The following is a 25,593-nucleotide window of genomic DNA, read 5'->3' on the forward strand; positions in this document are numbered from 1 at the left end:
TCCTTTCGTTGGGCATCACATTCGTGTACCCGGTTTGCGCCTTTTCATGCATGGACTGGGGATTTCGCTGTGCCGGCAGCCGGATAGCGCCTGCATGCATGAACCGCGTCAGAACGGGTACCCCGCCGTGGAGACGGTCGGAGGGGTGAGGCCCGGGGCTGGTCTTGTCGATCCAGCCTATGAGGAGAAGTAATGTCGACCATCGCATTTCAGGACCGGCTGTGTCGGTGACCGTTCCACTGAATCGTTCGGGTCGGGGCGAACGGCCGCGCCGCGCTGCGGCATACGAGCGGGCGGTCGTGGTGGTGCCCGCGCACAATGAAGTCGACAATCTGCCAAGCTGCCTGAGCGCCGTGGTCACTGCAGCGGCGTGCTTCCCGGCGCCGACCCTGACGGTCGTCGTTCTGGACGACTGCGATGACCAAAGCATACGTTTGGCGGGCAAGTACGGATCCGATGTGCATTTCATCGAGGTCCAGGCCCGTAATGTTGGGGCGGCCAGAGCGGCAGGCTTCTCGTATGCGCGGACGGTGTGCGCAGTAGCGGCTTCGGCGCAGCATCGGGTGTGGTACGCCACCACCGATGCAGACAGCCGGGTTGACGCCGATTGGCTGGTGCGCCAGACGGATTCGGGCGCGGACATGGTGCTCGGCGTTGTTCGCGTCGAGAACTGGCGGCAGACACCGGCAGGTGTGGTGCGCCGCTATCTGAATGCGTACCGCGCGAAGCGCAAGCCGGACGGCCACGGCCATGTACACGGTGCGAACATGGGTTTTCGCGCCGACAAGTATTGGAAAGAAGGCGGATTCGCCGCGATCGGCAGCGGGGAGGATGTCGATCTTGTCCGGAGATTCGAACTGAGGAACTACCGGATACACCGCGATGAGGCGCTATCGGTCGAGACGTCAGCCCGCCGCGCCGGAAGAGCCCCCGAGGGATTCGCGGCGTATCTGCGGTCCTTCTCACGCCGTGAGGGCGCGGGATGACGGCCGATCTCGTGCGCCGGTGGCTGCACGCCGGTGAGCTGGCACTCCCGATGCCGGGAGCCGGACACACCGCCGCGCGATGGTGGAAGCTAGCCGCGCTGACTCAACACGACGTGACCGCGGGACGGCTTGCCGAAGCGCACTGCGATGCCATGGCGATCCTGTGTGAACTAGACGGCCCTGTTCCCGGCCCGGAACAGCTGTGGGGCGTGTGGGCGGCCGAGGCGCCGAACACGATGGTCACCGTCGCACAGCGGGACGGTGACTGCGTGCTCGATGGAACGAAGGCTTGGTGTTCGGGTGCTGGTTCGTGCACCCACGCTCTCATCACCGCCCGGCGAGAGGACAACGCGCGGGGACTCTATGCCGTTGACATGGGCCAGCCGGAGGCGACCGTGCTGCCGCAGATTTGGCAGAACGCGGGAATGCGCGAAAGCGACACGCGTTCAGTGCAATTGAGTGGCGCAATAGGCATACCCGTGGGAAGACCTGGCCGGTATCTGGACCGGCCGGGCTTCTGGCACGGCGCCATGGGTGTGGCGGCCTGCTGGCTCGGCGGGGCACGCGGTGTGGCCGCACCCCTCTACCGGGCCGTGGCTGAGGGGCATCGCGGGTCTTCTGATGATCCCCACGCACAAGCTCACCTCGGTGCGGTGGATGCCGCGCTCGCCGCGGCAGAGGCCATTCTTATGACGGCCGCCGCCTACGTCGACGCCGAACCTCATAGCGAACGTACCGAACTCATCGCCCGCCGCGTCAGGGCTGTTGTGGAGCATGCTGTGGACCAGGCGATCGTGCGCACCGGCCGGGCATTGGGGCCCGGGCCATTGGCGCTCGATGCCAGACATGCCCAGCACGTTGCCGATCTCACCATGTACGTCCGGCAGAGCCATGCCGAGCGGGATCTCGCGGCCCTGGGCAGGGCGGCGGCCAGATGACTGTCGCCAACGCCGGTAACTGCGAGCGGCTTGCCGAACGGCCGATTTCGGCCGGCGGTACGTCCCTTGCGGAGTGGCTCGCGTGGCCGCGAGAGTTTCCGATCCTGGACCTGGACGAATGCCCGTTCCTGGTCCTGGTCGCGCCGCACCCCGACGACGAGACCTTGGGATTCGGCTGCACGGCAGCCATGTTGCGCGCACGGGGAGTCGACGTTGTCGTGGTGTCGGTGAGCGATGGCGGCGGCGCGTATCCGGATCTGTCGCCCACGGAACGCCGTTGGCTGGAACGGGATCGCCATGCCGAATTACTCTGCGCTACAAATATTCTTGGTCTTGATCCGCCGGTGAGGCTCGGTCTGGCCGATGGTGCGATTTCCGAGAGGGAAGAGGAAATGGTCGGCCTCCTCGCCGAGATTCTCGATGCCGCGCCGCCTGGGGCCTGGTGCGCTGCTACGTGGCGTGGCGATGGTCATCCGGACCACGAGGCCGTCGGGCGCGCGTCTGCTGCCGCCGCCCGCCGCACCGGTGCTCTACTGCTGGAGTACCCGGTCTGGATGTGGCATTGGGCCGTGCCGGATGACAACGCGGTGCCATGGCACAGAATGTGCACGACACCTGGTGACCGCGCAGCATGCGGCTTAAAGCGGCAGGCTACCAATGTGTTCCAGACACAGCTGTACCCTCGGTGGCCGGATGCGGAGGCGATACTGCCCTCGCGCGTCGTCGATCGGCTCCTCACCCTTGGTGAGGCGGTGTTCCGCTGATGGGGCGGCTACCGGACAACTTCTTCGACGAGATGTACGCCATATCCGACGACCCGTGGCAGCTCGCACAGCGTTGGTATGAACAGAGGAAGTACGCGATCACCATGGCGATGCTGCCCCGGCTGCGCTATCGCCATGTCTTCGAACCCGGATGCTCCGTGGGGGTGCTCACCGAGCAGTTGGCGGCACGTTGCGAACGGGTCACCGCGATTGACCTAGTGGATTCGGCGCTCGAATCCGCGCATGCGCGGATCGCTCGGTGTGGGCTCTCGGATCGGGTGAGCTTTCATCGGCAGTCGCTGGATTCAATTTGGCCTGCAGAAGATTTCGATCTAGTGGTGCTGTCAGAGGTTGCCTACTACCTCGATGCTGCCCTGTTGCGTGACGTGCTGGACCGTGAGCTAGGGCAGATGCCGGAAGGAACGACGGTCCTGGCCGCGCATTGGCGACATGCGGTGGCCGAGTATCCGTTGACGGGCGATGAGGCGAATCGGCTGATCGGTGCAACGGCCGGGCTGCATCAGAGCGCCGGTTACCGTGACGACGATGTCGCCATCGACGTGTTCGTAGTTGGCCAGGGGCCGTCGGTCGCGGCCGCGACCGGGGTACCCGGAGCGGGCTCGTAGTTGCCTTGATGCTGTCGGGCGGGATCGCGGTTCTCGGCGAGAAAGATCGGGAGAGGGGCCTGTTTGGTTCTGGCATCCGGTGGGTAGTCCTGTCCTGACGCCACATAGCGAAGGAGCTGATTATGACCACGTTCACTATCCCTGGGCTTTCCGATGCGCAGGGTAGGAAGATCGCCGATCTGCTGCAAACGCAGCTCAGCACCTATAACGATCTGCATCTCACGCTGAAACATGTGCACTGGAATGTAGTGGGCCCCAACTTCATCGGGGTGCACGAGATGCTGGATCCGCAGGTCGAGCTGGTGCGCGGCTACGCCGATGAAGTCGCCGAGCGTATCGCCGCGTTGGGCCGGTCCCCGCAAGGAACGCCCGGCGCCATTCTGAAAGACCGTACCTGGGACGACTATTCGGTCGGCCGCGACACGGTGCAGGCTCATTTGGCGGCGCTGAACTTGGTGTACGACGGCGTGATCGCAGATACCCGCACCGCGATCAAGACACTCGACGATCTGGACCTCGTGTCGCAGGACCTGCTGATTGGCCACGCCGGCGAACTCGAGAAGTTTCAGTGGTTCGTGCGGGCGCACCTGGAGAACTCCGGCGGTCAGCTAGCCGGTGGAGACGCGAGCACCGAGAAGAAGGCTGCGGCTCAGGCCAAGAAGAAGGCGCCGGTCAAGTGACGGGCGCGGCCCGTATGGCCCGCATGTGGTGAAGGTTACTTCCCTTGCGGTTTAAGGGCACTGGATATGGGAAGCCCGCAAGTAGCGGTGGTGAGTACCGACTGCCGCGTGCCTACGTGGTGACAAGAGGAAAGGAAATGTATGTCTGACAAGAGTGGTCCCGAAGAAGGTATCGAGGGCGTCGTTGAGGGCGCAAAGGGCAAGATCAAGGAAGTCGCCGGTGCGGTAACGGGCCGCGACGACCTTAAGCGTGAAGGCCAGGCGCAGCAGGACAAGGCTGATTCCCAGCGTGAGGCCGCGAAGAAGGAAGCGGAGGCCGAAGCCGCGCGTAAAGCCGCGGACGCCAATGAGGCGCGCGAAGAAGCCCAGCGGTAGCTACCGATCGACAGCGGCTCGTCCCCAGTGCGGGGGACGGGCCGCTGACTGGTTTACGTTCCCGGGCGCAGGTTTAGGACTTCTGGTGAGGGGGAATCGCCTACCGGACATGGTTCTACTACGGAGGTGAATGTTGTGCCGAACTCGTCGATCAAGAACGAGAAAATGTACAAGGAACTACGGAAACAAGGTGATTCCAAGGAAAAGTCGGCAAGGATCTCCAATGCGGCCGCTGCCCGGGGAAGCTCCGCGGTAGGGCGCAAGGGCGGTAAGTCGGGTTCCTACGATAACTGGACCGTGGTCGAGCTTCGCAAGCGCGCCAAGGAACTTGGATTGTCGGGCTATTCGCGGCTGGTCAAGAGCGAACTGATTGGCAAGCTGCGCAACCATTGAGCCGCGCACGGTGAAATCACCGGGCGGCCGTGGGTGCGGGCCTACCCTCGGCGATGAGTTGTCTGCCGAGTTCGTAATCATCGTCAGCGTTATAGGTAAGCACCCCGACCGTCGCGGTGTTGGCTTCGTACCAAACGGTGAATCCCTCGGTGCTAGTGATCATCCGGCTATCTTCGTAGCCGTCGCCCCAGGCGTGGTACTTCACCGTGGCCTCGCCAATGGTGGTCCAAAACCCTGGTACGGCATCCCATATAGCCTCATGGCCCGCAGCGGAGGCTCCCGCGACCGAGCCCTGGTCGATCGCGTCCTGCCAGTGTTCCACCGTCAGATATCGCCCGGCGACGGCGTTCCATGCACGGGCGACATCTCCGGCGGCGTAGACCCCGCTCGCGGACGTGCGCATATCGGCGCCGACGACGATTCGCGAATCCTCCACCCGTATACCGGCTTTAGTGGCGAGGCGGCTTTGTGGTGTGACACCCGTGGCGGCCAGAGTGAGATCGCCAGCGACGGTGACACCAGTGTTGAGCCTTACACCCTTCCCGGTGATTTCCTCGACCTCCACCCCGCCGATGTAATGCACCCCTGCCGCGGTCACCAGGTCGCGCAGGCGCTCGCCGGCCTCTCTGCCAAGTCGCGCTTCTTGAGGAAGGGATTCGGGTGCAACCAAAGTCACCGACACACCGCGTAGCGACAGGGATGCCGCGGCTTCGCAGCCGATGAACCCGGCGCCGACAACGACCGCGGCGTCGGCGGTGTCCGCTGCGTCCCGCAGCACGGTGGCGTCGGTCAATGAGCGCAACAGCAGAGCGTGGTGCCCACCCGGTACGGACAAGGGGGAGGGTGCCGCGCCGGACGCAAGGATGAGGCTGCGGAAGTCATAGCGCTGCTCGCCCGCGTACACAGCACGGTCATCGACGTCGATGCGGTCTATCGCTGTACTGCTGATGAGTTCGATCGCGCGCTCGTCGTACCAAGACGGGGGATGCAGGATGACGTCATCTGTCTGTCTCCGCAGATACTGCTTGCTTAGCGGCGGACGTTCATAGGGGGAGTCGGGGTCTGCGGTGAGCATCTGCACCGGTGCGCTCGTGTTGTGCTCGCGGAATGACTCTGCTGCCGCGACGCCTGCCGGGCCACTGCCGGCGATGATCAGGCCTGGTTCACTCATGGCCCCCGGGTACCCGCATTGGTGTCTCTCACACGGGTGATGCGCGACCGAAAGTAGACGGGTCTGTGCCCCGGTAGAGCCGTTTTGGTTCCGCCGACGTCAACGGGTACCCTCGTGAGGGCTTTATGCCCCCTTAGCTCAGTCGGTAGAGCGTTTCCATGGTAAGGAAAAGGTCAACGGTTCGATTCCGTTAGGGGGCTCGGTAGACGGCAGGCGGAAACGCCGGCTCTGTCTGCGGGGCGGTGTAGCTCAGCTGGTTAGAGCGCACGACTCATAATCGTGAGGTCGGGAGATCGAGCCTCCCCACCGCTACCACCCGAACATAGAGACAACGAACGAAAGAGGGCAACTGCAGTGGCCTCCAGCACAGACGTCCGGCCCAAGGTCACCTTGGCATGTGAGACGTGCAAGCACCGTAACTACATCACCAAGAAGAACCGGCGTAACGACCCTGACCGGCTGGAACTGAAGAAGTTCTGCCCGAACTGCGGATCGCACCAGCCTCACAAAGAGTCGCGCTAGCCGGTGGTTCTCGTGTCGCTGAAACGCGACACGAATAGGCAAGCCTTACTTGGTATCGATCAACATCAGTAGGTAGGTTCCGCCCCGTGGCTTTATCGCAAGATCTTGTCGGAACTCACTACCGATACCCCGATCACTATGTGGTCGAGCGGGAGAAGATTCGCGAGCACGCCGACGCGGTGAAGAGCGACCACCCCGCTCATCACGAAGAGTCCGCCGCCGCGGATCTTGGCTATGGCTCGTTGGTCGCTACGCCGACCTTCCTCTGCATCTTCGGATACACCGCTCAGGCGGCCTTCTTCGAGCATGCGAACATCGGGATCAAGGACGAGAAGATCGTCCAGGTCGACCAGGAGCTCAGAATCCTGCGCCCGATCACTGCCGGAGACAAGCTGTCTTGCGATGTGTACCTCGACTCGATCCGGCGCTCGTTCGGTGCCGACATCATCGTCACCAAGAGCCTCATCACCAATGACAAGGGTGAGCTAGTGCAGGAGCTGATCACGACTCTTGCCGGGCGCACTGCAGAAGACGGAGAAGAAGGCGGGTTCAACTGATGGCATTGCGTGAATTCAGTTCGGTCAGCGTGGGAGATCAGCTGCCGGAGAAGATGATTCCGCTGACCCGGCAGGATCTTGTGAACTACGCCGGTGTTTCCGGCGACCTCAACCCCATCCACTGGGACGACGAGACCGCCAAGCTGGTGGGACTCGAGGACGGCGCCATCGCGCACGGCATGCTGACCATGGGCCTGGGTGGCGGTTACGTCACCGAGTGGATCGGCGACCCGGCGGCGGTGACCGAGTACAACGTGCGTTTCACCAGCTTCGTCACCGTTCCCAATGACGGTGTGGGCGCGGAGATCGTCTTCAACGGTCGGGTGAAGTCGGTCGACGAGGACACCAAGTCGGTCACCATCGCGCTGACCGCCACCACCAACGGCAAGAAGATCTTCGGGCGCGCTATCGCGACTGCGACGCTGGCGTAGTCATGGCGCTCCAACTCGATATCGTCGGAATGACGCATAAGTACTCCAGGACCTACGTGGTGGGGCGGGAGAAGATCCGCGAGTTCGCACAGTCGGTCAAGGCTGTGGATCCGGCCAGCCTCGACCCGAGCGCGGCGGCCGAGCTCGGACATGACGGCCTCATCGCGCCCCTGGCCTTCCCGGCGGTGATGGCGCTGCTGGTGCAGAAGGAATTCTTCCGCACCTATGACGTCGGCATGGACACCATGCAGATCGTGCATTCCGAGCAGAAGTTCGTGTATCACAAGCCCATCACCGAGGGCGATGAGTTGTCGTGCGACTTCCAGGTGGACTCCCACAAGGAGGCCTTCGGCGTGGACATCGTGACCACCCGCAACATCGTGCGCGATCAGAATGGCGAGCTCGTCATGGAGGCCTTCACCACCCTGATGGGCCGTGACTCGGACCGGATGGCCGATATCAAGCTCCTCTGAGAAAGGGCCCCGCCCGTCTGCACGCAGATCGGTGGGCAATTTCAGTCTGGGGATGGCCTCGGGGTACACTCGAGATTCGGGGTTTTCCCACCACAACGCGCCTGTCGGGTACTCGGGAGGCGCGTGTGTTGTGTGAGGGCCCCGGCCACCAGGTTGGCATGCCAGCCATAGGGGTGTAGCTCAACTGGCAGAGCAGCGGTCTCCAAAACCGCAGGTTGCAGGTTCAAGTCCTGTCACCCCTGCAACACCCTGGAGTAAGCACTAGGGAAACAGAGAGGTACGGAAGGGCATGAGCGACGAGCTAGACGAGTCCGGAGTCGACAGCGACCGGGCCGTCACCTCGACCAAGCCGCTTCGCCCGACGGGTAAGCGGACCCGCCGTGCTGACGTCTCGACCGCGGCTACGGAGCTCACCGAATCCGGTGGCTCCGAGACCGGTGAGGTCAAGAAGAAGGCCGCGAAGAACAGTCGGAAACCGGCCGCCAAGAAGGACAAGACGGGACCTTCGCGCAATCCGCTCGTCCAGCTTTGGGTGTTCCTCAAGCAGGTTGTGGCCGAGCTGCGCAAGGTCATCTGGCCGAACCGCAAGCAGATGGTCAGCTACACCTCGGTGGTGCTGGTCTTCCTGGTGTTCATGGTCACCCTGATCGGTGTGATCGACCTGGGCCTGGCCCGGCTGGTCATGCTGGTGTTCGGGTAGTAGAGAGACGAGAGAGGACAAACGGTGACGACCTTCGATGGCGACGCTGCGAGCGAGCCAGAAGACACCGCTGATACCGCCGTATCGGTCGACGTGGTCGACGAGAGCACCGAGGCCGAGGAAACGGCCGAGGAGCCGACCGAGTCGCCTTCGGATGCGCCGGTTGCCGAGGCTGAGGCCGATGAGGACGCCGACCCGGCCGTCACGTTGAAGGCTCAGCTGCGCCGCGAGCCGGGCGAGTGGTACGTCGTTCACTCGTACGCCGGTTACGAGAACAAGGTCAAAGCGAACCTGCAGACCCGTGTGCAGAACCTGGACGTCGGCGACTACATCTTCCAGATCGAGGTGCCCACCGAAGAGGTCACCGAGATCAAGAACGGCCAGCGTAAGCAGGTCAACCGCAAGGTGCTGCCCGGCTACATCCTGGTCCGGATGGAACTGAACGACGAATCTTGGGGTGCTGTGCGCAACACCCCGGGCGTCACCGGTTTTGTCGGCGCCACCTCGCGTCCGTCGCCGCTGGCCCTCGATGACGTGGTGAAGTTCCTGCTGCCGCAGACTCCCGCCAAGAAGCCAGCCAAGGGCTCGGCGACCGAGACCGCAGCCGCTGCCGCCGAGACCGGTGGCCTGGAGCGTCCGGTCATCGAGGTCGACTTCGAGGTCGGCGAGTCGGTCACCGTCACCGACGGTCCGTTCGCGACGCTGCCCGCCAGCATCAGCGAGGTCAACGCCGAACAGCAGCGCCTCAAGGTGCTGGTGTCCATCTTCGGCCGCGAGACCCCGGTCGAGCTCAACTTCACCCAGGTGGAGAAGCTCTAAAAAGACTTCGGACCGCATGCCGGTTCGCAGAGCCCGTACGAAAACGTGCGGGTACGGAAGGAAAGTAGGAAGACCCCAATGGCCCCGAAGAAAAAGGTCGTCGGGCTGATCAAGCTGCAGATCAAGGCCGGCGAAGCCAACCCCGCGCCTCCGGTCGGTCCCGCGCTCGGTCAGCACGGCGTCAACATCATGGAGTTCTGCAAGGCGTACAACGCCGCGACGGATTCGCAGCGCGGAAACGTCATCCCCGTGGAGATCAGTGTCTACGAGGATCGCAGCTTCACCTTCGCACTTAAGACCCCTCCCGCCGCCAAGCTGCTGTTGAAGGCCGCCGGTGTGCCCAAGGGTTCCGGTGAGCCGCACAAGACCAAGGTCGCCAAGGTGACGTGGGATCAGGTGCGCGAGATCGCCGAGACGAAGAAGGAAGACCTCAACGCCAACGACATCGACGCCGCCGCCAAGATCATTGCCGGCACCGCGCGCTCGATGGGCATCACCGTCGAATAACACGGTGTAGCCGTTCGCGCTGGCATCGAGTAATACCGAACACCCAGTGGTAAGGCCCGCTTCGGCCTGCACGACCACGACCAACAATTGATTGGATACCAATGAGCAAGAACAGCAAGGCATATCGCGAGGCCGCCGAGAAGGTGGACCGCGAGAAGCTGTACAGCCCTCTGGAAGCCGCAAAGCTGGCCAAGGAGACTTCGTCCAAGAAGTACGACGCCACTGTTGAGGTCGCGATGCGCCTCGGTGTCGACCCCCGCAAGGCTGACCAGATGGTCCGCGGCACCGTGAACCTTCCGCACGGTACCGGTAAGACCGCTCGAGTCATCGTCTTCGCGGTGGGCGACAAGGCCGAAGCGGCTGCCGCCGCCGGCGCCGACGTTGTCGGTAGCGACGACCTGATCGAGCGGATTCAGGGCGGCTGGGTGGATTTCGACGCCGCCATCGCCACCCCGGACCAGATGGCCAAGGTCGGCCGCATCGCTCGTGTCCTGGGCCCGCGCGGTTTGATGCCGAACCCCAAGACCGGCACCGTGACCCCGGACGTGGCCAAGGCAGTCACCGACATCAAGGGCGGAAAGATCAACTTCCGCGTCGACAAGCACTCCAACCTTCACCTGATCATCGGCAAGGCCTCGTTCGATGCCGAGAAGCTGGCGGAGAACTACGGTGCCGTACTGGATGAGATCCTGCGTGCCAAGCCGTCGTCGGCCAAGGGCCGCTACCTGAAGAAGGTTGTGGTCACCACCACGACGGGCCCCGGTATCCAGGTCGATCCGAGCGTGACCCGGAACTTCCTCGAGGTCCAGTAGCCTCCAACGCGCATTAGCTGCACAAAACCCCCGTTTCCCCTTCGTGCCGAGGGAGGAAATGGGGGTTTTGTCGTGAGTAGGGACCAAAGACCGTAGCGGCCCAGATCCTTGGCGTCCTACCGTGAAACAACGGGTACGACGGGAAGGAATGCCATGTCGGTGCGCTCTATCCCACTTCAGGACAGCGTGAGCGTCGGGACGCTGGTGTCGGCCCGTCATCTGCTGGACGCGATATCGCGCAGCGACAAGAACATCGGCGATCTCTGCGTGGGTGGACTGCGATGATGCCGCTGCTGGATTCCGTCGCCGGTGCCACACTGGGTGCAGCGGGTGGAAGGGAAACGGACATGATCACGGTGTTCCTGGTCGACGACCATGAGGTGGTACGCCGCGGTCTGGCTGACCTGCTCGAAGAGGAAGAGGACTTCTCGGTAATCGGGCAGGCGTCTTCGGTGGCCGAGGCGATGGCACGCATCCCGGCACTTCAACCAGACATCGCGGTGCTGGACATTCGCCTTCCCGACGGCAACGGCGTCGAGCTGTGTCGCGAGTTGCGTTCCAAGCTACCGAATCTCAACTGTCTGATGCTGACCTCATTCACTGACGAACACGCCATGCTCGACGCGATCATGGCGGGCGCCGGCGGCTACGTCATCAAGGACATCAAGGGGATGGAGTTGATCTCCGCGGTCCGCACCGTGGGCGCGGGGCGCTCGCTGCTGGACAACCGGGCCGCCGCCGCGTTGATGAACAAGCTGCGGGCGGCGGCGGACAACCCGTCTCCGTTGGCCGGGCTGACCGCGCAGGAGCGTACGTTGTTGGAACTGATCGGGGAGGGGCTCACGAACCGTCAGATCGCGGAACGAATGTTCTTGGCGGAGAAGACGGTCAAGAATTACGTATCACGTCTGCTCACCAAACTGGACCTTGAACGCCGCACGCAGGTTGCCGTGCTGGCCACCAAGCTCGCACGTGACAACCAGGGCCTGCACGGCTGAAGGGTTCGTGTTCACCGGAGAGCAAGGTGTGCGAGAGTTGAACTGTGGTCGAGGATGTTGGTGCGCAACCCAATCGGGTGACGGCCGAGCTTGCCCATTTGCAGCTGCGTGAATTGCTCGCTGAAGTGCAAGGGCGAATCGAGCAGATAGTCGATGGTACGCGGGGGCGCATGGATGCCCTCCTCGACGCCGTCATGGCCGTCAGCTCGGGACTGGAGCTGGACGCGACCCTGCGGGAAATCGTCTGCGCGGCATCGGAGCTCGTCAGTGCTCGGTACGGTGCCCTCGGCGTGGTGGGATCAGACGAGAAACTTGCCGAGTTCGTCTACGAGGGCATCGACGAGGCCACCCGCGAGCTGATCGGACCGCTGCCCACCGGTCACGGTGTGCTTGGCGTGGTGATCGACGAGGCCAAGCCGCTGCGCCTGCGGGATATCGCGGCGCACCCGGCCTCGGTCGGGTTCCCGGCGAACCATCCGCCCATGAGGACCTTTCTGGGTGTGCCCGTGCAGGTGCGCGGTGAGATATTCGGTCGGCTCTACCTCACCGAGAAGCTCGACGGCCAAGAGTTCACCGAGGATGACGAGGTGGTGGTGCGCGCGCTCGCCGGGGCGGCGGGGATCGCCATCGAGAACGCCCGCCTCTATCAGCACGCGCGTCGCCGTGAGCAATGGCAGCGTGCCACCGCCCACATCACCGCCGAGCTGCTCGGCGGTGCGGAACCGGGCAAGGCGCTGCATCTGGTGGCCGCCAATGCCGCTCTGCTCGCCGAGGCAGACTTCGCGTTCATCGCACTCCCAGTCGGCGCGAGCGACGACGTCGTCGAGCTGGTGGTGTCGGTGTGTATCGGGGAGGGTGCAGAGGTGCTGTGCGAGAAGGTGATCCCTATCGACGGTTCCACGTCGGGGAGCACCTTCGTCGATCACGAGCCACGGAATGTAGGCCGGCTCGCGGTTGACCTCGCCGAGGGCACCGATCTGGCATTCGGGCCGGCGCTGGTCCTGCCCCTCGGTGGCGGGGAGTCGACGGCGGGTGTGTTGATTCTGCTGCGCACTGTCAGCTCGGTAGCCTTTGACGAGGAGCAGCTCGACATGGCGGCCTCCTTCGCAGGGCAGGCTGCGCTGGCGCTGGAACAAGCCGAGGTCCGTCTGGCCAAACACGAACTCGACGTGCTGGCCGACCGCGATCGTATTGCCCGTGACCTGCACGACCACGTCATTCAGAGGTTGTTCGCCGTCGGACTGGCGATGCAGAGCACGCATCGGCGATCTGCGGATCCGGCGGTAGCGGCTCGTCTGGCCGACCATATCGACCAGCTGCACGAGGTGATTCAGGAGATCCGGACCGCGATCTTCGATCTGCACACCAATGACGAATCCTTGCGTGCCACATTGCGTTCCACCATCAACGAGCTCACGGCCGATTCCGGCCTGCGCGTATCGGTGCGCATGAGTGGGCCCCTGGACGTCGTGCCCGCGAGTACCTCGGGAGATGCCGAGGCGGTGGTGCGTGAGGCGGTGAGCAATGTGGTCCGGCATGCGCGCGCTAAGGAGTTGTCGGTGACGGTTTCGGTGGACGATGAGTTGGTTGTGCAGGTGGTGGATGACGGCATCGGGATCCCGGAGGTGGTTGCCCGCAGCGGCCTGAGCGGGCTTGCCAATCGGGCCGCGGAATCGGGTGGCACGTTCAGCGTCTCGGCGATGGACACCGGCGGTACCCGCTTGGTGTGGTCGGCTCCGCTGCCCTAGGGAATCACGAGTGAGCTTGGCTAGTTGACGAGGCGGGGCAAGGCTCGAGGCGCTCGGCACAACGCGATTGCTGTGTCGATAACGTCTCTCGCGGTTTGATTGTTTTCTGCCAGGTCTTTGCTCCACACGAGGCACGTCGCCAGCGTGAACGTGAGATCCTCGATCGGAAGGCACACGTTTTCCGTGGAGTTGCACCCGGGGCTTCCCGCAGTTGAAAGTGGTGCCGTGGCGAAGGCAGTGCCGGCTCGGATGGCAGCGGCACCTGCTGCGTGATCGCCGGGAGCAACCTGTGCCCGCCTGAGTATCCCTGCGGATTCCAGTACGTTGTCGAGTTGATGTCGGTATTCGGTGTCGCTGTCACGTCGGTCTGTCACGTAGTCGAGCCTTAGGAGTTCCTGAAGCGAGATCGAGGTGCGTGAGCCGTACCTGGACTTGCAGAGCACCGCCCCTATCTTTTCTTGGTGCACTACCACGCTGTCCAATGCAAGGTTGCCGGTAAAAGGCCTCGTAAAGCCGAAGGTCAGGTCCTGCCGCAGTATCGAGGCGATGGTCTCGTCGCTTCGGCAGCGCCGGTCAACCACCGTCAGGCGGTCGGCATAGATTTCATCCAGGCGTGTCAGCCTCATGCCCAACTCGGGATGGAGCCACGGAGGAATACCGCAGATAATGCTTTGACGTGGCTGGTGATTATTCGCTACTACCTCGGGCAGCTTCTCGAATTGATCCAGTAGTTTCTGCGCGACGGGGAGTAGGTTGGCGCCTGCCGCGGTGAGTGCGACTCGGCGCGTATCGCGGACAAACAGCTGCGTTTTGAGCACTCGCTCCATGTCGCGGATCCTTCTGCTCAACGGAGGGGTAGACGTACGAAGATCGCCCGCGGCCCGGGTGAAGTTCAGTCTGGTCGCTACGGCTACGAAACAACGTAGGTCGTACATCTCAAGACCTCGCAAATCCACTAGCCAACCCTATATGAACGTGCACGGTTGTATGAATTTGAGATAATTACTGAGACGGCAATACAGAAATTCCTAATTGAAAACGGTCGTATACCGCGTATTTCGGCTGCATGACGGTTCGCAGGGCAGACGTATCGTTCGGCAACGCTATTTGCGCAAAGTCGTTGCCGTGGTTTATCGCTATCAATGTGATTCTTTGAGCTCTTGCTGCTCGCGGTGGCGGCCAACGAGGCTCTATTCACCAGCTGGAGCAGCTACTCAGCGGTGAGTGCGCAGATGGATCGAACACCTTGTGGTGCGCAGCCACTGGGGTGGGGTTACGATGTTGCTGGGTCAATCGGATGTGTTTGCGAGAATCAGGTCTCGGGGCCTCTAGCGAAAAGGTGTCGATTCCCATGACAGGGATAAGCCTAGCCAGGTGGGGAAGATTCCGCGCCGATGCAGAAGGAATCTACGCGGGCAATATTCAAGTGCTGGAAGGGGTTCGATTGCTGCGCCCCATCTGGCTGCTGACTGCGGTGTGCGCCCCGGGTATCGGTGCCGCGGCGATAACGCTGGCCTTCGCGCGCATGTCCACGATACCGGTGCTCTGTTTGGCAATTTCGATACCGGCGTTCGCCTGGGGCCTGCGGTATGCCAGCAGAAGACCCGTCGCTTACGTCGAGTCGATCGCATACATCGTGTACTGCGATGTGGCCATCACTGCTGGCGTGTGTGTCGTGACCCAGACCGGTATTGCTTTCCTCAAGTTGGTATGGCTGGTGGCGGCCAATACGTACTCCTTTGCATTCCATGGTCGCGTGGCGATGGCTGCGCAGGCGGCGGTGACGGCACTGGCAACGGCCTTGACCGTAGGAGGGGCCGTCATCCGCGGAGATTCCAGCGTGCCGGCACTCATCACCACGGTGGCCACTGTTGTGTTGGTGAATGCTGTTGCTGCCTGGGCTATTTACGCGGGCATGTCCTTGTTCGCCGAGGACGCCAAAGACAAGGACTATCTGGCACGTCACGACGAGCTGACCGGTCTGCTCAACCGGCGTGGTCTGCAGCAGGCCTGTCAAGACTGGGTCGGCGGGAATGCGGATACCCATGTCGTGGTCGCCGTAATTGATCTCAACGGATTCAAGTCGATCAACGATAATCAAGGTCATCATGCTGGTGACGAGGTGCTGCGGCAAACCGCGCTGAAGCTGCAGGCATTGGCCGGGCCCGACACGTGGTTGGTCCGGCTCGGAGGCGACGAGTTCGGCGTCGTCTCCGTCGTCGGTTCCAGCATTGCGCTCGACTGTCAGCGGACGATTGAGAAGGCGCTTGGCGCCGGTGGCGTTACGGTGGATGCCAGTGTTGGTGTTGCGTCCGAGGCATTTTCGCGTTTCGACGGTGCTGAGCCGATGCCGTTGATGACGATCGTCGCGGACTTGCTGGTGAAGGCAGACAGTGCGATGTACGCGGTGAAGAGAAGTAGTCGGTCGCCCGCAGCGGGTCTGATCGAGCGCCGACTGCAGGAGAACCCGTGTGGGTCTCTGATTGATTTAGGTTAGTGCAGAATGCAAGCAGGCTCGTCATGCGAGTCCGTATAAGAACAGTCTTTATTGCGCTATTGATTATGAACGTATTTACGGCGTGGTAGTCGTTGACATCCACCGTATCGCTGACATGGATTAAAGGGTCCACTCGACTTTCGTTGACCGAGGACGTCCTTCTCTATCGCATCGGGTTTCACCTCAGCGGTAACTTGATCTGCCCCGTCAGATTCGTGTTCCGCTGGTACGCCTCGATAATTTCTGCGGAGATCCGACCGTGGGCCGCGATCTGATGACCATTCCGTTGTGCCCATTCGCGGATCGCTTTACCGCGAAGACGATCCGTCGTGGTGCGCCGGGGCGGGCTAGGCTGCCGACCGCGCAGTGCTGCCTCCGAACGAACCCTTCGAGCCCGGTCGATCCACATCGACAGTTCGTGACGCAGTCGTTCAGCGTTCCTGGAAGACAAGTCGATTGCGTAGGACACGCTGTCGAGTTCGAACTCGATGGTTTCGTCAGCATGCGCCACACCGTCGAGATCATCGACGAGAGTGATGGTCACTCGTTTCGCCATATTGAGGGCCTCTTCTTCGGGGACGCCCGGTGACTGCCAACGGAGCAGTCACCGGGCGGTCGTAGAATCCGGACTAGTAGCGACTAGCTCAGGTCGTCGGAGTACTTGCGGGCGTAAATCGCGTACACAACGGCGTCTTCGGCTTCCTCGATCGCCGACAGGGCGACGTCGATCGCATACGAGGCATCGGACTCGGCGAGGTCGGCTTCTTGCGAGGCAAGTTTGGCGTCGAGCTTCGCTTCCTTGGCGCTGAAGTCGCTCTTGACCTTCGAAACGTGGGTGTTCCAGCTGTCTTTCAGGTCGGACCAGGCAGAGCTGGCCTTGTCCTCGGCGGCGCCCACCTTCGCCTCGACGTTCTCATGGTGGGCCTTGGCTTTGGCCTTGGCAGCGTCGACGTCCTGTTGCAGGTCGGCTTTGGCCTTGTCCTGCGCGGCGTCAAGGTGTTCCTGCCCCTGCTTGGCGCGGTCGACGAGGCCGTTGAAGCGATTCTTCAGTGTCATATTTTTCCTTACTTGTGGCGGTTTTCGTTAATTAGTCGAGAACTAGACCCAGACGGGATCGGAGGAGCCCTGCGGGCCGACCACCGGGTAGCCGCCGAGACCTTCCCAATGCCCGGGTGTCTTCGAATAGGTGATACCGGGCTCGAGACGCACATGCCGCCCGAACGCGGACCTCAATTCCAGCCCGTCGGGCGGGATGGGTTGGTGCTCAGGCTTCTTCAGGGACTCTGCGACATAGTCCGGGTTGAAGACGCCAAGCTCGGAGTACCACATGGAGAACCGCGACAATGATGTCCGCACGTGGTAGCTGCCGCCGTGCTTTGCCCGGAGTATCAGTGCTGCAAGAACTCCCGCACTGGTGAGGTACCCGGCCAGGTAGTCGTTCAGGATCACGGTGGGTGGCAGCACCGGCTTCTCCGGAGACCCTTCCAGCGTCGTGTAGCCAGTAACGCAGTTGGCATCCATGTCGAAACCACCGCGATCGATCCACGAGCCCTCCCAGCCGAAGCCGCGGACGGAGGTATAGATGATGCCCGGCCGGGCCTCGGCGACTGCCTCCGGCGAGAACCCAAAGTTCGCGATTTTGCGCCCCCGATAGTTCTCGACAAAGACATCTGCCCCCTTGATCAACTGCAGGGCCTGATCTCGATACTTCTGCTGGTTCAGATCGGACCATGTCGACCGGGCGCCCAGATGGCAATCCTCGACCAGAGCCTCGTATTCCACAGCGGGGTTGGACAAGTCGAGAACTTGAGCACCCTGCTCGGCAAGTACACGCCCGACCACCGGTCCGGCAATGACGTGCGTCATGGCGGCGGCCTTGATACCCGACAACGGACGGTTGGGATTTGTCAGCGCAGGCAGCTCGGGATCCGAATCGCCGATCTTGACGATTTCGATCATCGGCGTCTGGGCCAGGTATTGACCCTGCGGATGTGCGTACCACTCCTCGGGGGTACGACACATCGCGCCGATCATGCCCTGGGCCCCGGCCGCATCTTCCAGGTCCTGGGCGTTCCATTGACCGATGGCCTGACCGACAGACTTCGCGTCAAACCCGGATTTCAGGAGACCGAGCCATTGCAGGAGCGCCTTGGGGTAGACAGCAGTGGGCAGGTACCAGCGGTCATCCTTGGTCGGATAGATGCTGAAACCGAATGGGTTCGCCGTCGCCGCGGCGGGAAGCATCGCATACCCGCCCACAGTGGGGGCGAAGTTGTAGGTGGGGTTGATGTGCGCTACCGCGCGCCGCAGATCCACCGACAGGTCCTGCTCCGGTCCACCTCGCAGGCGGTACAGGATCTGTGTGGCGACAGCCGGCGCCATCATGCCCATCGCCATGATGGCGCCCAGCCGGTGGTTGCTGGGCAGGATGGGATCCTGGCCGGTGAAGGTCACCTCTCCGCCGGTGTCGGCGATGTCCAGTTGCAGCCCCGCGAGCAGCTTGTTGAAGTCTGCGGAAATGTCTGGGGGAGTTGTCAAATCGCGCTGGATAGGTACAGATGTCATTGCTCCTACACTCTCCTGGTAGCTCGTAGACGTGCTCGGGTCCGCTAGTTCTCAAGCCGGCTTTGGATGAAGTCCTTAACCTGTCCGGTGCGGCGCTTGAGCTGAATGGCATCGATCACTTGCGCAACGCCGATGGCGATGAGCCAAATCCCGGAGACCAGGGCCAATGTTGCGATGGAATCGGCGGGATAAACGATCAGGACGATGCCGCCAAGGGTGAGTATCGCCCCGAGCAGGACCGACCAGCCGCTGCCGGGTGCTCTGGTGGCCAAGCCGGCAACGACGCGGCCGATGCCGGTGATGATCCAGCCCGCGCCGATCCAAACGGCCAGGAGCAGAACGGATTCCAGCTGGTCGCGCAGGCAGATCACACCGAGAACGATGGAAAGTATGCCGGTGATGACATTGACGAAGCGGGTCCAGCCCCGCAGGTGCGGCGCGAACGCGAGAACGATCTCTACGAGGCCGCTGAGCAGTAGGTAGATCCCGAAGAAGACTCCGAGCACAAGAAGGGTTTGTCCAGGCCAAGCCAAGACAACGGCGCCTGTGGCAATCGCGGCAATACCGAGGCCCAGAACATAGAGCCAGGCGTTCTGAGCAAAACGCCTAATCGGTGAATCCTCTAGATCAGTTGCTGTATCGGTCATTTCCCTACCCCTTCTTATATGTCCTGAACTGAATGTCCCTGTGATGGGCGGAATGGTTTCTCGCGCTTGCATCGGTGGCGTCACTACCCAGGTGAATTGGACGCGTGGTGAAACTAAAGATAGATGGAGAGCGCGGCCTATCGACTCTCCTATGCTCTGTCGCGAATTAATTAGCTAACCGGTCCGGATGCTGAAGCTATCACGCTCCACGAAGGCATTCTCTCCGACAGTGTTGCTAATCTGGTAACGCTGCATTCCGCAAACAAGAAGAATGGATTGTTTAGCTTGCTCAACCGTTTTCAACGCTCGTATTTCCTGCCGGTTTGAGTCATGGTCACCCGGATGTGTGTGGCCTCAGATACTTTGTTGCGGTTGCCGATGCGCTGAGCTTCGCGCAGGCTTTCGAGGCGCTTTGCGTGGCTCTGTCATCGTTGGGTGGACGAAATTGGTGACATGAAAAGTACACTGCAGGAACGGTTATCGATTCGCGCGATACCCGCCGCGTTAAACCGTCCTGGAACGTTGCTCATCTAGTTCGGCTGTCTCTGTTCGATTAGCTCGCAACGCGACATCCCGGGACGGGACACCTTACGAGGGGCTCTCCCGCGGAATGCCGCAGCTTCTCCATCCTGACCTAAGCAGGAGAATGTGAATTGGCGCTCTACCGTTCGATCCTGTGCGAGTTCAGTCAGCCGTAGGGTCGGTCGTTAAAAATCTGCACCGCCCGGTGCGCCATTTCGTATTCAGTCAGAATTTGCAGGGCAGTGGCAGTGGAGCCGACCGGAACTGTCAATGTCCTCTCGGGTTACGCAGCTATCAAGTTCGCTTCACGCGGCAGATGCGCCGGGGAGGAATGCCGAATATGGCATAAATGACGAGTGCTATATCGGCTTGCGCAAGAGCTGCGGTCGTGACGTTGAAGGCGACCGGGCGGCAGGATGGAGTTTCTTCGGCTAGCCAGCTTGCTGGTGGGCGTCAGCGGATCTGCGTAGTAGTGCGATGGCGGTGTCGATGACGTCGCGGACTTCTTGGTCTCGCTCAGCGAGATTTGCCTGCCAAACCAAGCAGGTGACCAGAGTGAGCTCGAGATCGTTGATCGGTACGCAGACGTTCTCGGCGAGGTTGTACGTCCGCGCGCCACTGACCGGGGCAAGCGGTGCGATTGCGAAACCATCGCCGACGCTGATCACATCAGCGGCACCCAAATAGTCGCCGGCGTCAACGTTCTCCCGCCTGGGCACACCCGCAGATTCCAGCGCACTGTCTACTTGGTGGCGATACTCGGTATCGGTGTCGCGCCGGGCGGTCACATAGTTCAGATTGGCAAGTTCGGACACCGATATCGACGACCTGGATCCGTACCTTTTCTTGGAAAGTACTGCGCCTAAACGTTCTTCATGCACGACGGCCCTGGCCAATCCAACCGAATCAAATGGGGGGCGGGCCAGTCCGAACGCAATGTCTCCCTGCTGCAGCGCGGAAATGATCTCGGTGCTGCCGCGTGGCCATTTCTTCAACGTGAGGCGGGCTGCGTGTACCTCTTCCAGGTCTGCCAGGGCCGTACGTAGGTCGGGGTGCAGCCAGGGTGGAACGCCGTAGGCGATGGACCGTGTGGGTATGGCGGGTTCCGGGGACACGATGGACGGCAACTCGTCGAGTCGCGCAAGTATGCTCCGCGCGGCGGGAAGTAGCCGGGCGCCTTCCACGGTCAGTGCGACGCGGCGGGTATCGCGGAGGAACAGTTTTGCGCCCAATAGCCGCTCCATGTCGCGGATCCGTCGGCTAAGGGGCGGAGCGGATATATGTAGATCCCGCGCAGCTTGTGTGAAATTCAGTGTTGATGCCACCGCGACGAAACACCGAAGATCGTATACGTCCAAGCTCTGGGGACTCACGGCTGAAGCATATCGGGCGGTGCCGGAATGAATACCTATCAGGGGCGCTGCCTCGCTGTGCGCAATACAGTATGTCGAAATTAGCAATACTGTCGAGGGGCTTGCCTGCGGTGCGCACCAACTTGCTGTTCTACTTCTTTGAGAGGTTCTAAATCTAGGCTTTACTAGGGTAAACACCCTACGAAGGCGGCGCTCCCAGGGCTTGCCTACTGCTTCGTTGGGTTGCTCGGCAGCATTGTTGTATCTGTGGAGTTCCGTGCGGACCGCAAATTCAAGTCCATAATTTGTCCGTGTGTAGGTGTCGCACCTTCCTGGGATATGTAAACGTGTATGCATCCGGAATCAGGGAACGATGATTCACTGTATTTTGGGCGGTTGGAAACTCCCGTCGGTATGGCTGATCGCGGGTGCCGATCAGTTCCCGAAATATCGTCGAACGGGCTTGGGGGCGCTGAGCGGTGGAGATTGCGATCTTGGCCATCGGAGATGGCCGAAGGCACTTTCTGTACGCCATCTATGTCCGCAAGTACGCCGGAGAAATCGACTGAGATAAGGATTGGCATGACTGAGAATTCGTCCGGGGTTAACGCGAAATACGATGGTGGGCCGGAGTTTTCCACGTTCACATCCGAGGTGGACCAGAAGGCCATCTGGTATCGGACGTGGCATCCGCCGTGCGGGATCGAAACGCGCGCAGCCGTGCAGATCACACACGGAATCGCCGAATACAGTGCGCGCTACGACCGTCTGGCCCGATTCCTGGCCGCGCACGGGTGCGTGGTGTACGCCCTCGACCTGCGTGGGCATGGACAGACCGCCGGTCTTGACGGGCTGGGGCAGCTGGGAGTCACGGCCTGGGACGATATGACGGCCGACATCAAGCAACTCGCTGATATCGCACGTGCCGATAGCCCCGGCCTGCCGCTGATCGCCTTCGGGCACAGCATGGGATCGGCATTGACGCAGTCGCACATCCAGAACCACGGGAACCTCCTCGCAGGGGCGGTCCTGTGCGGGACGCTGGGTGCGGTGCCGGGCCTCACCGAAGAGGCCTACCAGCAGGCCATTGTCCAGCTCGAGGCCGTAGCGACCGGTCCGGACGCGATGGCGCCCAGCGAGTTCTTCGGCTCACTCCTGGCGGGGTTCAATGCGCCGTTCGTGGTCGAAGGTGTCACTCCCACCGGGTCGGAGTGGCAGACCTGTGACCCCGAAGAGGTCCGTATCTTTCAATCGGATCCCCTGTGTGGCAAGCCTTTCTCCAATGCGATGACGTATTCGGTGATCAAGGGGTTCCACTCATTATGGGAACTGGCGAACGAATCCCGCGTGCCGTCCGAGCTGCCCATCCTTGTCATCGCGGGAAGCGAAGATCCGGTCGGCGGCCGTACCGAAACCATTCAAGGTCTCATCAGTCGCTACCTGGCCGAAGGTCACCGGCGGCTGGAGTGCCGGTTCTACGCGGGTGGACGTCACGAGATCCTCAACGAGCCGGAGAAAGATCGCGTCCACCGCGATATCGGCCTGTGGTTAGAGAGTGTTCTCGATGCCGTCTAGCCGTTGGCGCTAGCCTTCGCACTCGGCTATCCGCCGGCGCAGGAATGCACGTCCTGGATCGGAACCATTGGTGGACAATGCTGTTCGGTACCACTGTGCGGCGTCGGAGTTTCGTCCGGCGCGCCGAAGTAGGTCGGCGCGGACGGTGGCCGCCAGATTCGATCGCGCCAATCGCGGATCGTGGGCCACCTTCTCCAGCGCGGCCAGTCCCGCGTCGGGGGTATCGCGCAGACCGATGGCCAACGCCCGGTTCACCAGCACCACTGGTGAGCCCGTCATCTGGGCGAGCCGGTCGTAGGCCTGACAGATGGTGTGCCAGTCGGTTTCCTCCCAGGAGGGCGCGGTGGCGTGCAGGGCGGCGATCACCGCCTGCGGTAGATAGGGGCCGGTCGAGCCGGCGGCCTGCCGTAACTGGCTCAATCCACGGGCGATGCGCTCGTTATCCCATCGGGTCCGGTCTTGTTCGTCCAGGGGCACCAGCGCGCCGTCACGATCCATGCGTACCAGTCGTCGTGAATCATGAAGCAGTACGAGTGCGGCCAGTGCATTGGCCTCTCGTTCCTGCGGCATGAGCTTGCTCAGCTCACCGGCCAGCCGTACCCCCTCGTCGCAGAGCTCGTCGCGAATCGCCGACGGCCCGCCCGTGGACCAGTAGCCCTCGGTGAAGACCGAATAGATGCAGCTGAGTACATGCGGGGTGCGTTCGGGCAGGAGCTCGGCAGGCGGCACCCGCAGGGGAATGTTCGCCGTGCGAATCTTGGCCTTGGCGCGGGTGATTCGCTGACCAATCGCGGCCTCGCTGTGCAGGAGTGCCCGGGCGATCTCGGCGACCGTCAGCCCCGATACCAGCCGCAGCGTGAGGGCCAACTGGGAGACTCGCTCGAGCGCGGGATGGGCACAGGTGAACATCATCCGCAGCTCATCATCGTGCACATACTGGGGATCGGAGACGTCGGTACGGGCGGTGATGTCGTCGACCACGGCGGCCAATTCCTTTCCCGGACGCAGCGTCTCGCGCCGCAACCGGTCGCGCGCCCTATTCCGTGCGGCTGTGAGCAACCACCCGCCCGGATTGTCGGGTATTCCGTCGCGTGGCCAGGTGCGCACAGCATCAGTGCACGCTTCCTGAACGGCGTCCTCGGCGACGGTGAGGTCTCCCGACCACCGTGCGATGGCGGCGACCGTTGGCCCCCACTCCCGCCGAAAGACGCCGTCCAGGTTGGTCATCCGGTGTTAGAAACCCGAGACGCCGGTGAGCTGCCGCAACTGCACCGCCGATGCCGGCAGCTGCGAGGCCAGCTGGATGGCTTGGTCGCGGTCATCGGTGGTGAGCACGTAGAAACCGTTCGCGATTTCACTTCCCTCGACGTACGGGCCGTCGGTGAGCACAGTCTCTCCGTCGCGGACCCGGACCGTGGTGGCCGTGGACGGGGGATGCAGCGGTCCCGCGATCTTGATGTGCCCACTTGCCTTCTCACCGAACGCCCCGTGCTTGGCCGCCACGGCCTCCCATTCGGGGCTGCCCGGTACATGTGCGTGTTCTCCGGGCTCCAACAGCAGTGCGAGCCAGCTTGTGGACCCCTGTCCTCCGAATTCCTGGGAGCAGTGGACCAGTGGCCACACTTCGACCGCGCCGCGCTTGGCCTCCGGGATGTCCCGGGCCAAGGCAAGGGCATCATCGAGATTGTCCGCCTCCAATACGTAGTAGCCGTTCGCGACCTCGGCGCCCTCGGCGAACGGACCGTCGGTGATGACGGGGGCATCGGGTCCGCCGGTGATCCGGACGCTGTCGGTTTCGGGATACAGCGCGTCGCCAGCGCGGATGACTGACGCTGCCTTGGCCTGGAAGTTCAAGTAATCCGTCAGTTCCTGCGCAGCCTCGTCGGGGGTGCGTTCCTGCTGGGGACCTATGAGTAGCGCGAGGTAATGCATGGTGGAGCCCTCCGTCGGTATCAGTGAGCGGAACTCTGCGATCCACTCTCTACCTGTCTGACGAACCGCGCATCACCGTTCAGACACCTCGCGGGAAAAAAGTTTCCGGATCCGGCGCAACGGTCAGGCGAAGACGGTCAGGGCTCCGGGAACGACATCGATATCGATCGGCAGGGGCGCCACCGGATCGCCGTCGGCATAGGCGGTGATATCGGCGGCGGACAGCCGGACACGCCGCGACCGGAAGGTGCTGACCTCGGGCAGATCGACATGGGTGCCCTTGTAGACCGTGGGGGAGAGCCGCAGCAGGCGCAGCCGTCCGCCTGCGGCCACCACGGTCACATCCAGCAACCCGTCGTCCAGAATGGCATTGGGGCAGATGCGCATTCCGCCGCCATACGAGGTTCCGTTTCCGACCGCGACCAGGGTGACATCGGTCTCGATCACCTGATCATCCAATTCGATGCGGAAAGGTAGCGGCCGCAGCTTCGCCGCTTCCAACGCCATGGCGATGTCATACCGGCGCCGGCCACGGGGCCAGCTCATCCGGTTGGCCCGATCATTGACCAACGAGTCGAATCCCGATGCCACCACGGTGGCAAACCAAGTTGTGTGTCCGTTGTATTGCACGCGCCCGCAGTCGATCACCCGGGTGTTTCCGGACGCGATCACATCGGCGGCGGCAACCGGGTCGCCGAGCGGGATGTCCAGCATGCGGGCGCAATCATTTCCGGTACCGATGGGGATGACGCCCAGCGCTACCGGGGTGGACGCGACCGCCTGCAGCGCGATGCTCACCAGACCGTCTCCGCCCGCGGCGACGATCCCGCGGGCGCCCGTGCGGGCGGCTTCCTGGGCCAGTGCGTGCGATTCCGATGCCGATGACGCGGCGTGATGCGTCACCGTCAGCCCACGCGCTCGCAGATGCGCGATGGCAGCCTCGGCTGCCTGCGCTGCGCCGTGACCGGCTGCCGGATTCGTCAGGACGGTGAGGTGGGTCATC

At 62.4% G+C, this 25,593-nt stretch carries 30 protein-coding genes and 3 tRNA genes; 23 read left to right on the top strand and 10 right to left on the bottom strand.

Translation table 11 applies throughout. From position 1 onward, the window contains the following. The first annotated feature begins 302 nt into the window (after positions 1-302). The 7 genes from AOT83_RS13765 to AOT83_RS13795 all read left to right on the top strand — a co-directional run bounded on the left by AOT83_RS13765 (position 303) and on the right by AOT83_RS13795 (position 4,762). Entirely contained in the window at positions 303-986 is a 684-nt protein-coding gene (locus AOT83_RS13765; protein ID WP_232783381.1) for a glycosyltransferase family 2 protein, read from the top strand. Continuing rightward, a complete protein-coding gene (locus AOT83_RS13770) occupies positions 983-1,924 on the top strand; it encodes an acyl-CoA dehydrogenase family protein (protein ID WP_057964814.1) in 942 nt (313 codons plus the stop codon). The genes AOT83_RS13765 and AOT83_RS13770 overlap by 4 nt, the downstream gene beginning before the upstream one ends. Then, entirely contained in the window at positions 1,921-2,688 is a 768-nt protein-coding gene (locus tag AOT83_RS13775) for a PIG-L family deacetylase (protein WP_057964813.1), read from the top strand. The genes AOT83_RS13770 and AOT83_RS13775 overlap by 4 nt, the downstream gene beginning before the upstream one ends. Beyond that, positions 2,688-3,314 carry an SAM-dependent methyltransferase gene (locus tag AOT83_RS13780; protein WP_057964812.1) on the top strand — a complete coding sequence of 209 codons (627 nt, stop codon included), beginning with the start codon at positions 2,688-2,690 and terminating at the stop codon, positions 3,312-3,314. Before AOT83_RS13775 ends, AOT83_RS13780 begins: the two co-directional genes overlap by 1 nt. Before the next feature lie 122 nt (positions 3,315-3,436). Next, on the top strand, positions 3,437-3,994 hold the full coding sequence (locus tag AOT83_RS13785; RefSeq protein ID WP_057964811.1) for a DNA starvation/stationary phase protection protein: 558 nt from the start codon (positions 3,437-3,439) through the stop codon (positions 3,992-3,994). A 141-nt stretch (positions 3,995-4,135) separates the two neighbouring features. Further along, complete coding sequence (locus tag AOT83_RS13790; protein ID WP_030096608.1) at positions 4,136-4,369, top strand: CsbD family protein; 234 nt, start codon at positions 4,136-4,138, stop codon at positions 4,367-4,369. 135 nt (positions 4,370-4,504) lie between these two features. Next, positions 4,505-4,762 carry a Rho termination factor N-terminal domain-containing protein gene (locus tag AOT83_RS13795; protein WP_057964918.1) on the top strand — a complete coding sequence of 86 codons (258 nt, stop codon included), beginning with the start codon at positions 4,505-4,507 and terminating at the stop codon, positions 4,760-4,762. Positions 4,763-4,778: 16 nt separating this feature from the next. Here the strand turns inward: AOT83_RS13795 and AOT83_RS13800 are convergent, their stop codons facing one another. After that, on the bottom strand, positions 4,779-5,933 hold the full coding sequence (locus AOT83_RS13800; protein WP_057964810.1) for an NAD(P)/FAD-dependent oxidoreductase: 1,155 nt from the start codon (positions 5,931-5,933) through the stop codon (positions 4,779-4,781). A 127-nt stretch (positions 5,934-6,060) separates the two neighbouring features. On the opposite strand from AOT83_RS13800, the gene AOT83_RS13805 reads away from it, so the two are divergent. The 14 genes from AOT83_RS13805 to AOT83_RS13865 all read left to right on the top strand — a co-directional run bounded on the left by AOT83_RS13805 (position 6,061) and on the right by AOT83_RS13865 (position 13,500). Then, positions 6,061-6,133 (top strand) — tRNA-Thr (locus AOT83_RS13805). 38 nt (positions 6,134-6,171) lie between these two features. Continuing rightward, positions 6,172-6,248: transfer RNA gene (locus AOT83_RS13810), tRNA-Met, on the top strand. 39 nt (positions 6,249-6,287) lie between these two features. Further along, on the top strand, positions 6,288-6,455 hold the full coding sequence (gene rpmG, locus AOT83_RS13815; protein WP_030096611.1) for a 50S ribosomal protein L33: 168 nt from the start codon (positions 6,288-6,290) through the stop codon (positions 6,453-6,455). Positions 6,456-6,541: 86 nt separating this feature from the next. Next, complete coding sequence (gene hadA / locus AOT83_RS13820; RefSeq protein WP_030096612.1) at positions 6,542-7,012, top strand: (3R)-hydroxyacyl-ACP dehydratase subunit HadA; 471 nt, start codon at positions 6,542-6,544, stop codon at positions 7,010-7,012. Further along, on the top strand, positions 7,012-7,443 hold the full coding sequence (gene hadB / locus AOT83_RS13825; RefSeq protein WP_030096613.1) for a (3R)-hydroxyacyl-ACP dehydratase subunit HadB: 432 nt from the start codon (positions 7,012-7,014) through the stop codon (positions 7,441-7,443). Before hadA ends, hadB begins: the two co-directional genes overlap by 1 nt. A gap of 2 nt (positions 7,444-7,445) precedes the next feature. Continuing rightward, positions 7,446-7,916 carry a MaoC family dehydratase N-terminal domain-containing protein gene (locus AOT83_RS13830; protein WP_030096614.1) on the top strand — a complete coding sequence of 157 codons (471 nt, stop codon included), beginning with the start codon at positions 7,446-7,448 and terminating at the stop codon, positions 7,914-7,916. 169 nt (positions 7,917-8,085) lie between these two features. Continuing rightward, positions 8,086-8,158, top strand: a tRNA-Trp gene (locus AOT83_RS13835). A gap of 47 nt (positions 8,159-8,205) precedes the next feature. Further along, positions 8,206-8,616 carry a preprotein translocase subunit SecE gene (secE, locus tag AOT83_RS13840; RefSeq protein ID WP_046254710.1) on the top strand — a complete coding sequence of 137 codons (411 nt, stop codon included), beginning with the start codon at positions 8,206-8,208 and terminating at the stop codon, positions 8,614-8,616. A gap of 24 nt (positions 8,617-8,640) precedes the next feature. Further along, positions 8,641-9,435, top strand: coding sequence for a transcription termination/antitermination protein NusG (nusG, locus tag AOT83_RS13845; RefSeq protein ID WP_030096616.1), 795 nt, complete (start codon positions 8,641-8,643; stop codon positions 9,433-9,435). A gap of 78 nt (positions 9,436-9,513) precedes the next feature. Further along, on the top strand, positions 9,514-9,942 hold the full coding sequence (gene rplK / locus AOT83_RS13850) for a 50S ribosomal protein L11 (RefSeq protein ID WP_030096617.1): 429 nt from the start codon (positions 9,514-9,516) through the stop codon (positions 9,940-9,942). A gap of 101 nt (positions 9,943-10,043) precedes the next feature. After that, positions 10,044-10,754 (top strand): 50S ribosomal protein L1, encoded by a 711-nt coding sequence (gene rplA / locus AOT83_RS13855; protein ID WP_030096618.1) that lies wholly within the window; start codon positions 10,044-10,046, stop codon positions 10,752-10,754. Between the two features lie 153 nt (positions 10,755-10,907). Then, positions 10,908-11,039 (top strand): hypothetical protein, encoded by a 132-nt coding sequence (locus tag AOT83_RS28350; protein ID WP_267888685.1) that lies wholly within the window; start codon positions 10,908-10,910, stop codon positions 11,037-11,039. Positions 11,040-11,101: 62 nt separating this feature from the next. After that, positions 11,102-11,752 (top strand): response regulator transcription factor, encoded by a 651-nt coding sequence (locus AOT83_RS13860; protein ID WP_030096619.1) that lies wholly within the window; start codon positions 11,102-11,104, stop codon positions 11,750-11,752. Between the two features lie 44 nt (positions 11,753-11,796). Then, complete coding sequence (locus tag AOT83_RS13865; protein ID WP_030096620.1) at positions 11,797-13,500, top strand: GAF domain-containing protein; 1,704 nt, start codon at positions 11,797-11,799, stop codon at positions 13,498-13,500. 20 nt (positions 13,501-13,520) lie between these two features. Here AOT83_RS13865 and AOT83_RS13870 read toward each other — a convergent pair whose 3' ends face one another. Further along, entirely contained in the window at positions 13,521-14,435 is a 915-nt protein-coding gene (locus tag AOT83_RS13870; RefSeq protein ID WP_057964809.1) for a LysR family transcriptional regulator, read from the bottom strand. A gap of 416 nt (positions 14,436-14,851) precedes the next feature. Between AOT83_RS13870 and AOT83_RS13875 the strand changes: the two genes are divergently transcribed. After that, positions 14,852-15,997, top strand: coding sequence for a GGDEF domain-containing protein (locus tag AOT83_RS13875; protein ID WP_078313556.1), 1,146 nt, complete (start codon positions 14,852-14,854; stop codon positions 15,995-15,997). A gap of 178 nt (positions 15,998-16,175) precedes the next feature. On the opposite strand, the gene AOT83_RS13880 is transcribed toward AOT83_RS13875, so the two are convergent. The 5 genes from AOT83_RS13880 to AOT83_RS26875 all read right to left on the bottom strand — a co-directional run bounded on the left by AOT83_RS13880 (position 16,176) and on the right by AOT83_RS26875 (position 21,440). Then, the gene (locus tag AOT83_RS13880) at positions 16,176-16,553 is read right to left on the bottom strand and encodes an Lsr2 family protein (RefSeq protein ID WP_030096623.1); all 378 of its coding nucleotides are present in this window, start codon (positions 16,551-16,553) and stop codon (positions 16,176-16,178) included. Between the two features lie 83 nt (positions 16,554-16,636). Then, positions 16,637-17,053, bottom strand: coding sequence for a hypothetical protein (locus AOT83_RS13885; protein WP_030096624.1), 417 nt, complete (start codon positions 17,051-17,053; stop codon positions 16,637-16,639). 42 nt (positions 17,054-17,095) lie between these two features. Continuing rightward, on the bottom strand, positions 17,096-18,562 hold the full coding sequence (locus tag AOT83_RS13890; protein ID WP_057964808.1) for a CoA transferase: 1,467 nt from the start codon (positions 18,560-18,562) through the stop codon (positions 17,096-17,098). A 44-nt stretch (positions 18,563-18,606) separates the two neighbouring features. Continuing rightward, the gene (locus AOT83_RS13895; protein WP_070943197.1) at positions 18,607-19,209 is read right to left on the bottom strand and encodes an HdeD family acid-resistance protein; all 603 of its coding nucleotides are present in this window, start codon (positions 19,207-19,209) and stop codon (positions 18,607-18,609) included. Positions 19,210-20,162: 953 nt separating this feature from the next. Continuing rightward, positions 20,163-21,440 (bottom strand): LysR family transcriptional regulator, encoded by a 1,278-nt coding sequence (locus AOT83_RS26875; protein WP_081343781.1) that lies wholly within the window; start codon positions 21,438-21,440, stop codon positions 20,163-20,165. A 225-nt stretch (positions 21,441-21,665) separates the two neighbouring features. Here AOT83_RS26875 and AOT83_RS13905 point away from each other — a divergent pair, with 225 nt between their 5' ends. Continuing rightward, positions 21,666-22,658 carry an alpha/beta fold hydrolase gene (locus AOT83_RS13905; protein WP_057964806.1) on the top strand — a complete coding sequence of 331 codons (993 nt, stop codon included), beginning with the start codon at positions 21,666-21,668 and terminating at the stop codon, positions 22,656-22,658. 9 nt (positions 22,659-22,667) lie between these two features. On the opposite strand, the gene AOT83_RS13910 is transcribed toward AOT83_RS13905, so the two are convergent. The 3 genes from AOT83_RS13910 to AOT83_RS13920 form a co-directional block, all read right to left on the bottom strand. After that, positions 22,668-23,885 (bottom strand): sigma-70 family RNA polymerase sigma factor, encoded by a 1,218-nt coding sequence (locus AOT83_RS13910; protein WP_030096629.1) that lies wholly within the window; start codon positions 23,883-23,885, stop codon positions 22,668-22,670. 6 nt (positions 23,886-23,891) lie between these two features. Further along, positions 23,892-24,590 (bottom strand): YciI family protein, encoded by a 699-nt coding sequence (locus tag AOT83_RS13915; RefSeq protein WP_030096630.1) that lies wholly within the window; start codon positions 24,588-24,590, stop codon positions 23,892-23,894. A 123-nt stretch (positions 24,591-24,713) separates the two neighbouring features. Continuing rightward, positions 24,714-25,592, bottom strand: a complete 879-nt coding sequence (locus AOT83_RS13920; protein ID WP_057964916.1) for a diacylglycerol kinase — start codon at positions 25,590-25,592, stop codon at positions 24,714-24,716. Position 25,593 lies beyond the last annotated feature (1 nt).

The sequence above is a fragment of the Mycobacteroides sp. H001 genome (genome assembly GCF_001440005.1).
Taxonomy (GTDB): domain Bacteria; phylum Actinomycetota; class Actinomycetes; order Mycobacteriales; family Mycobacteriaceae; genus Mycobacterium; species Mycobacterium gwanakae.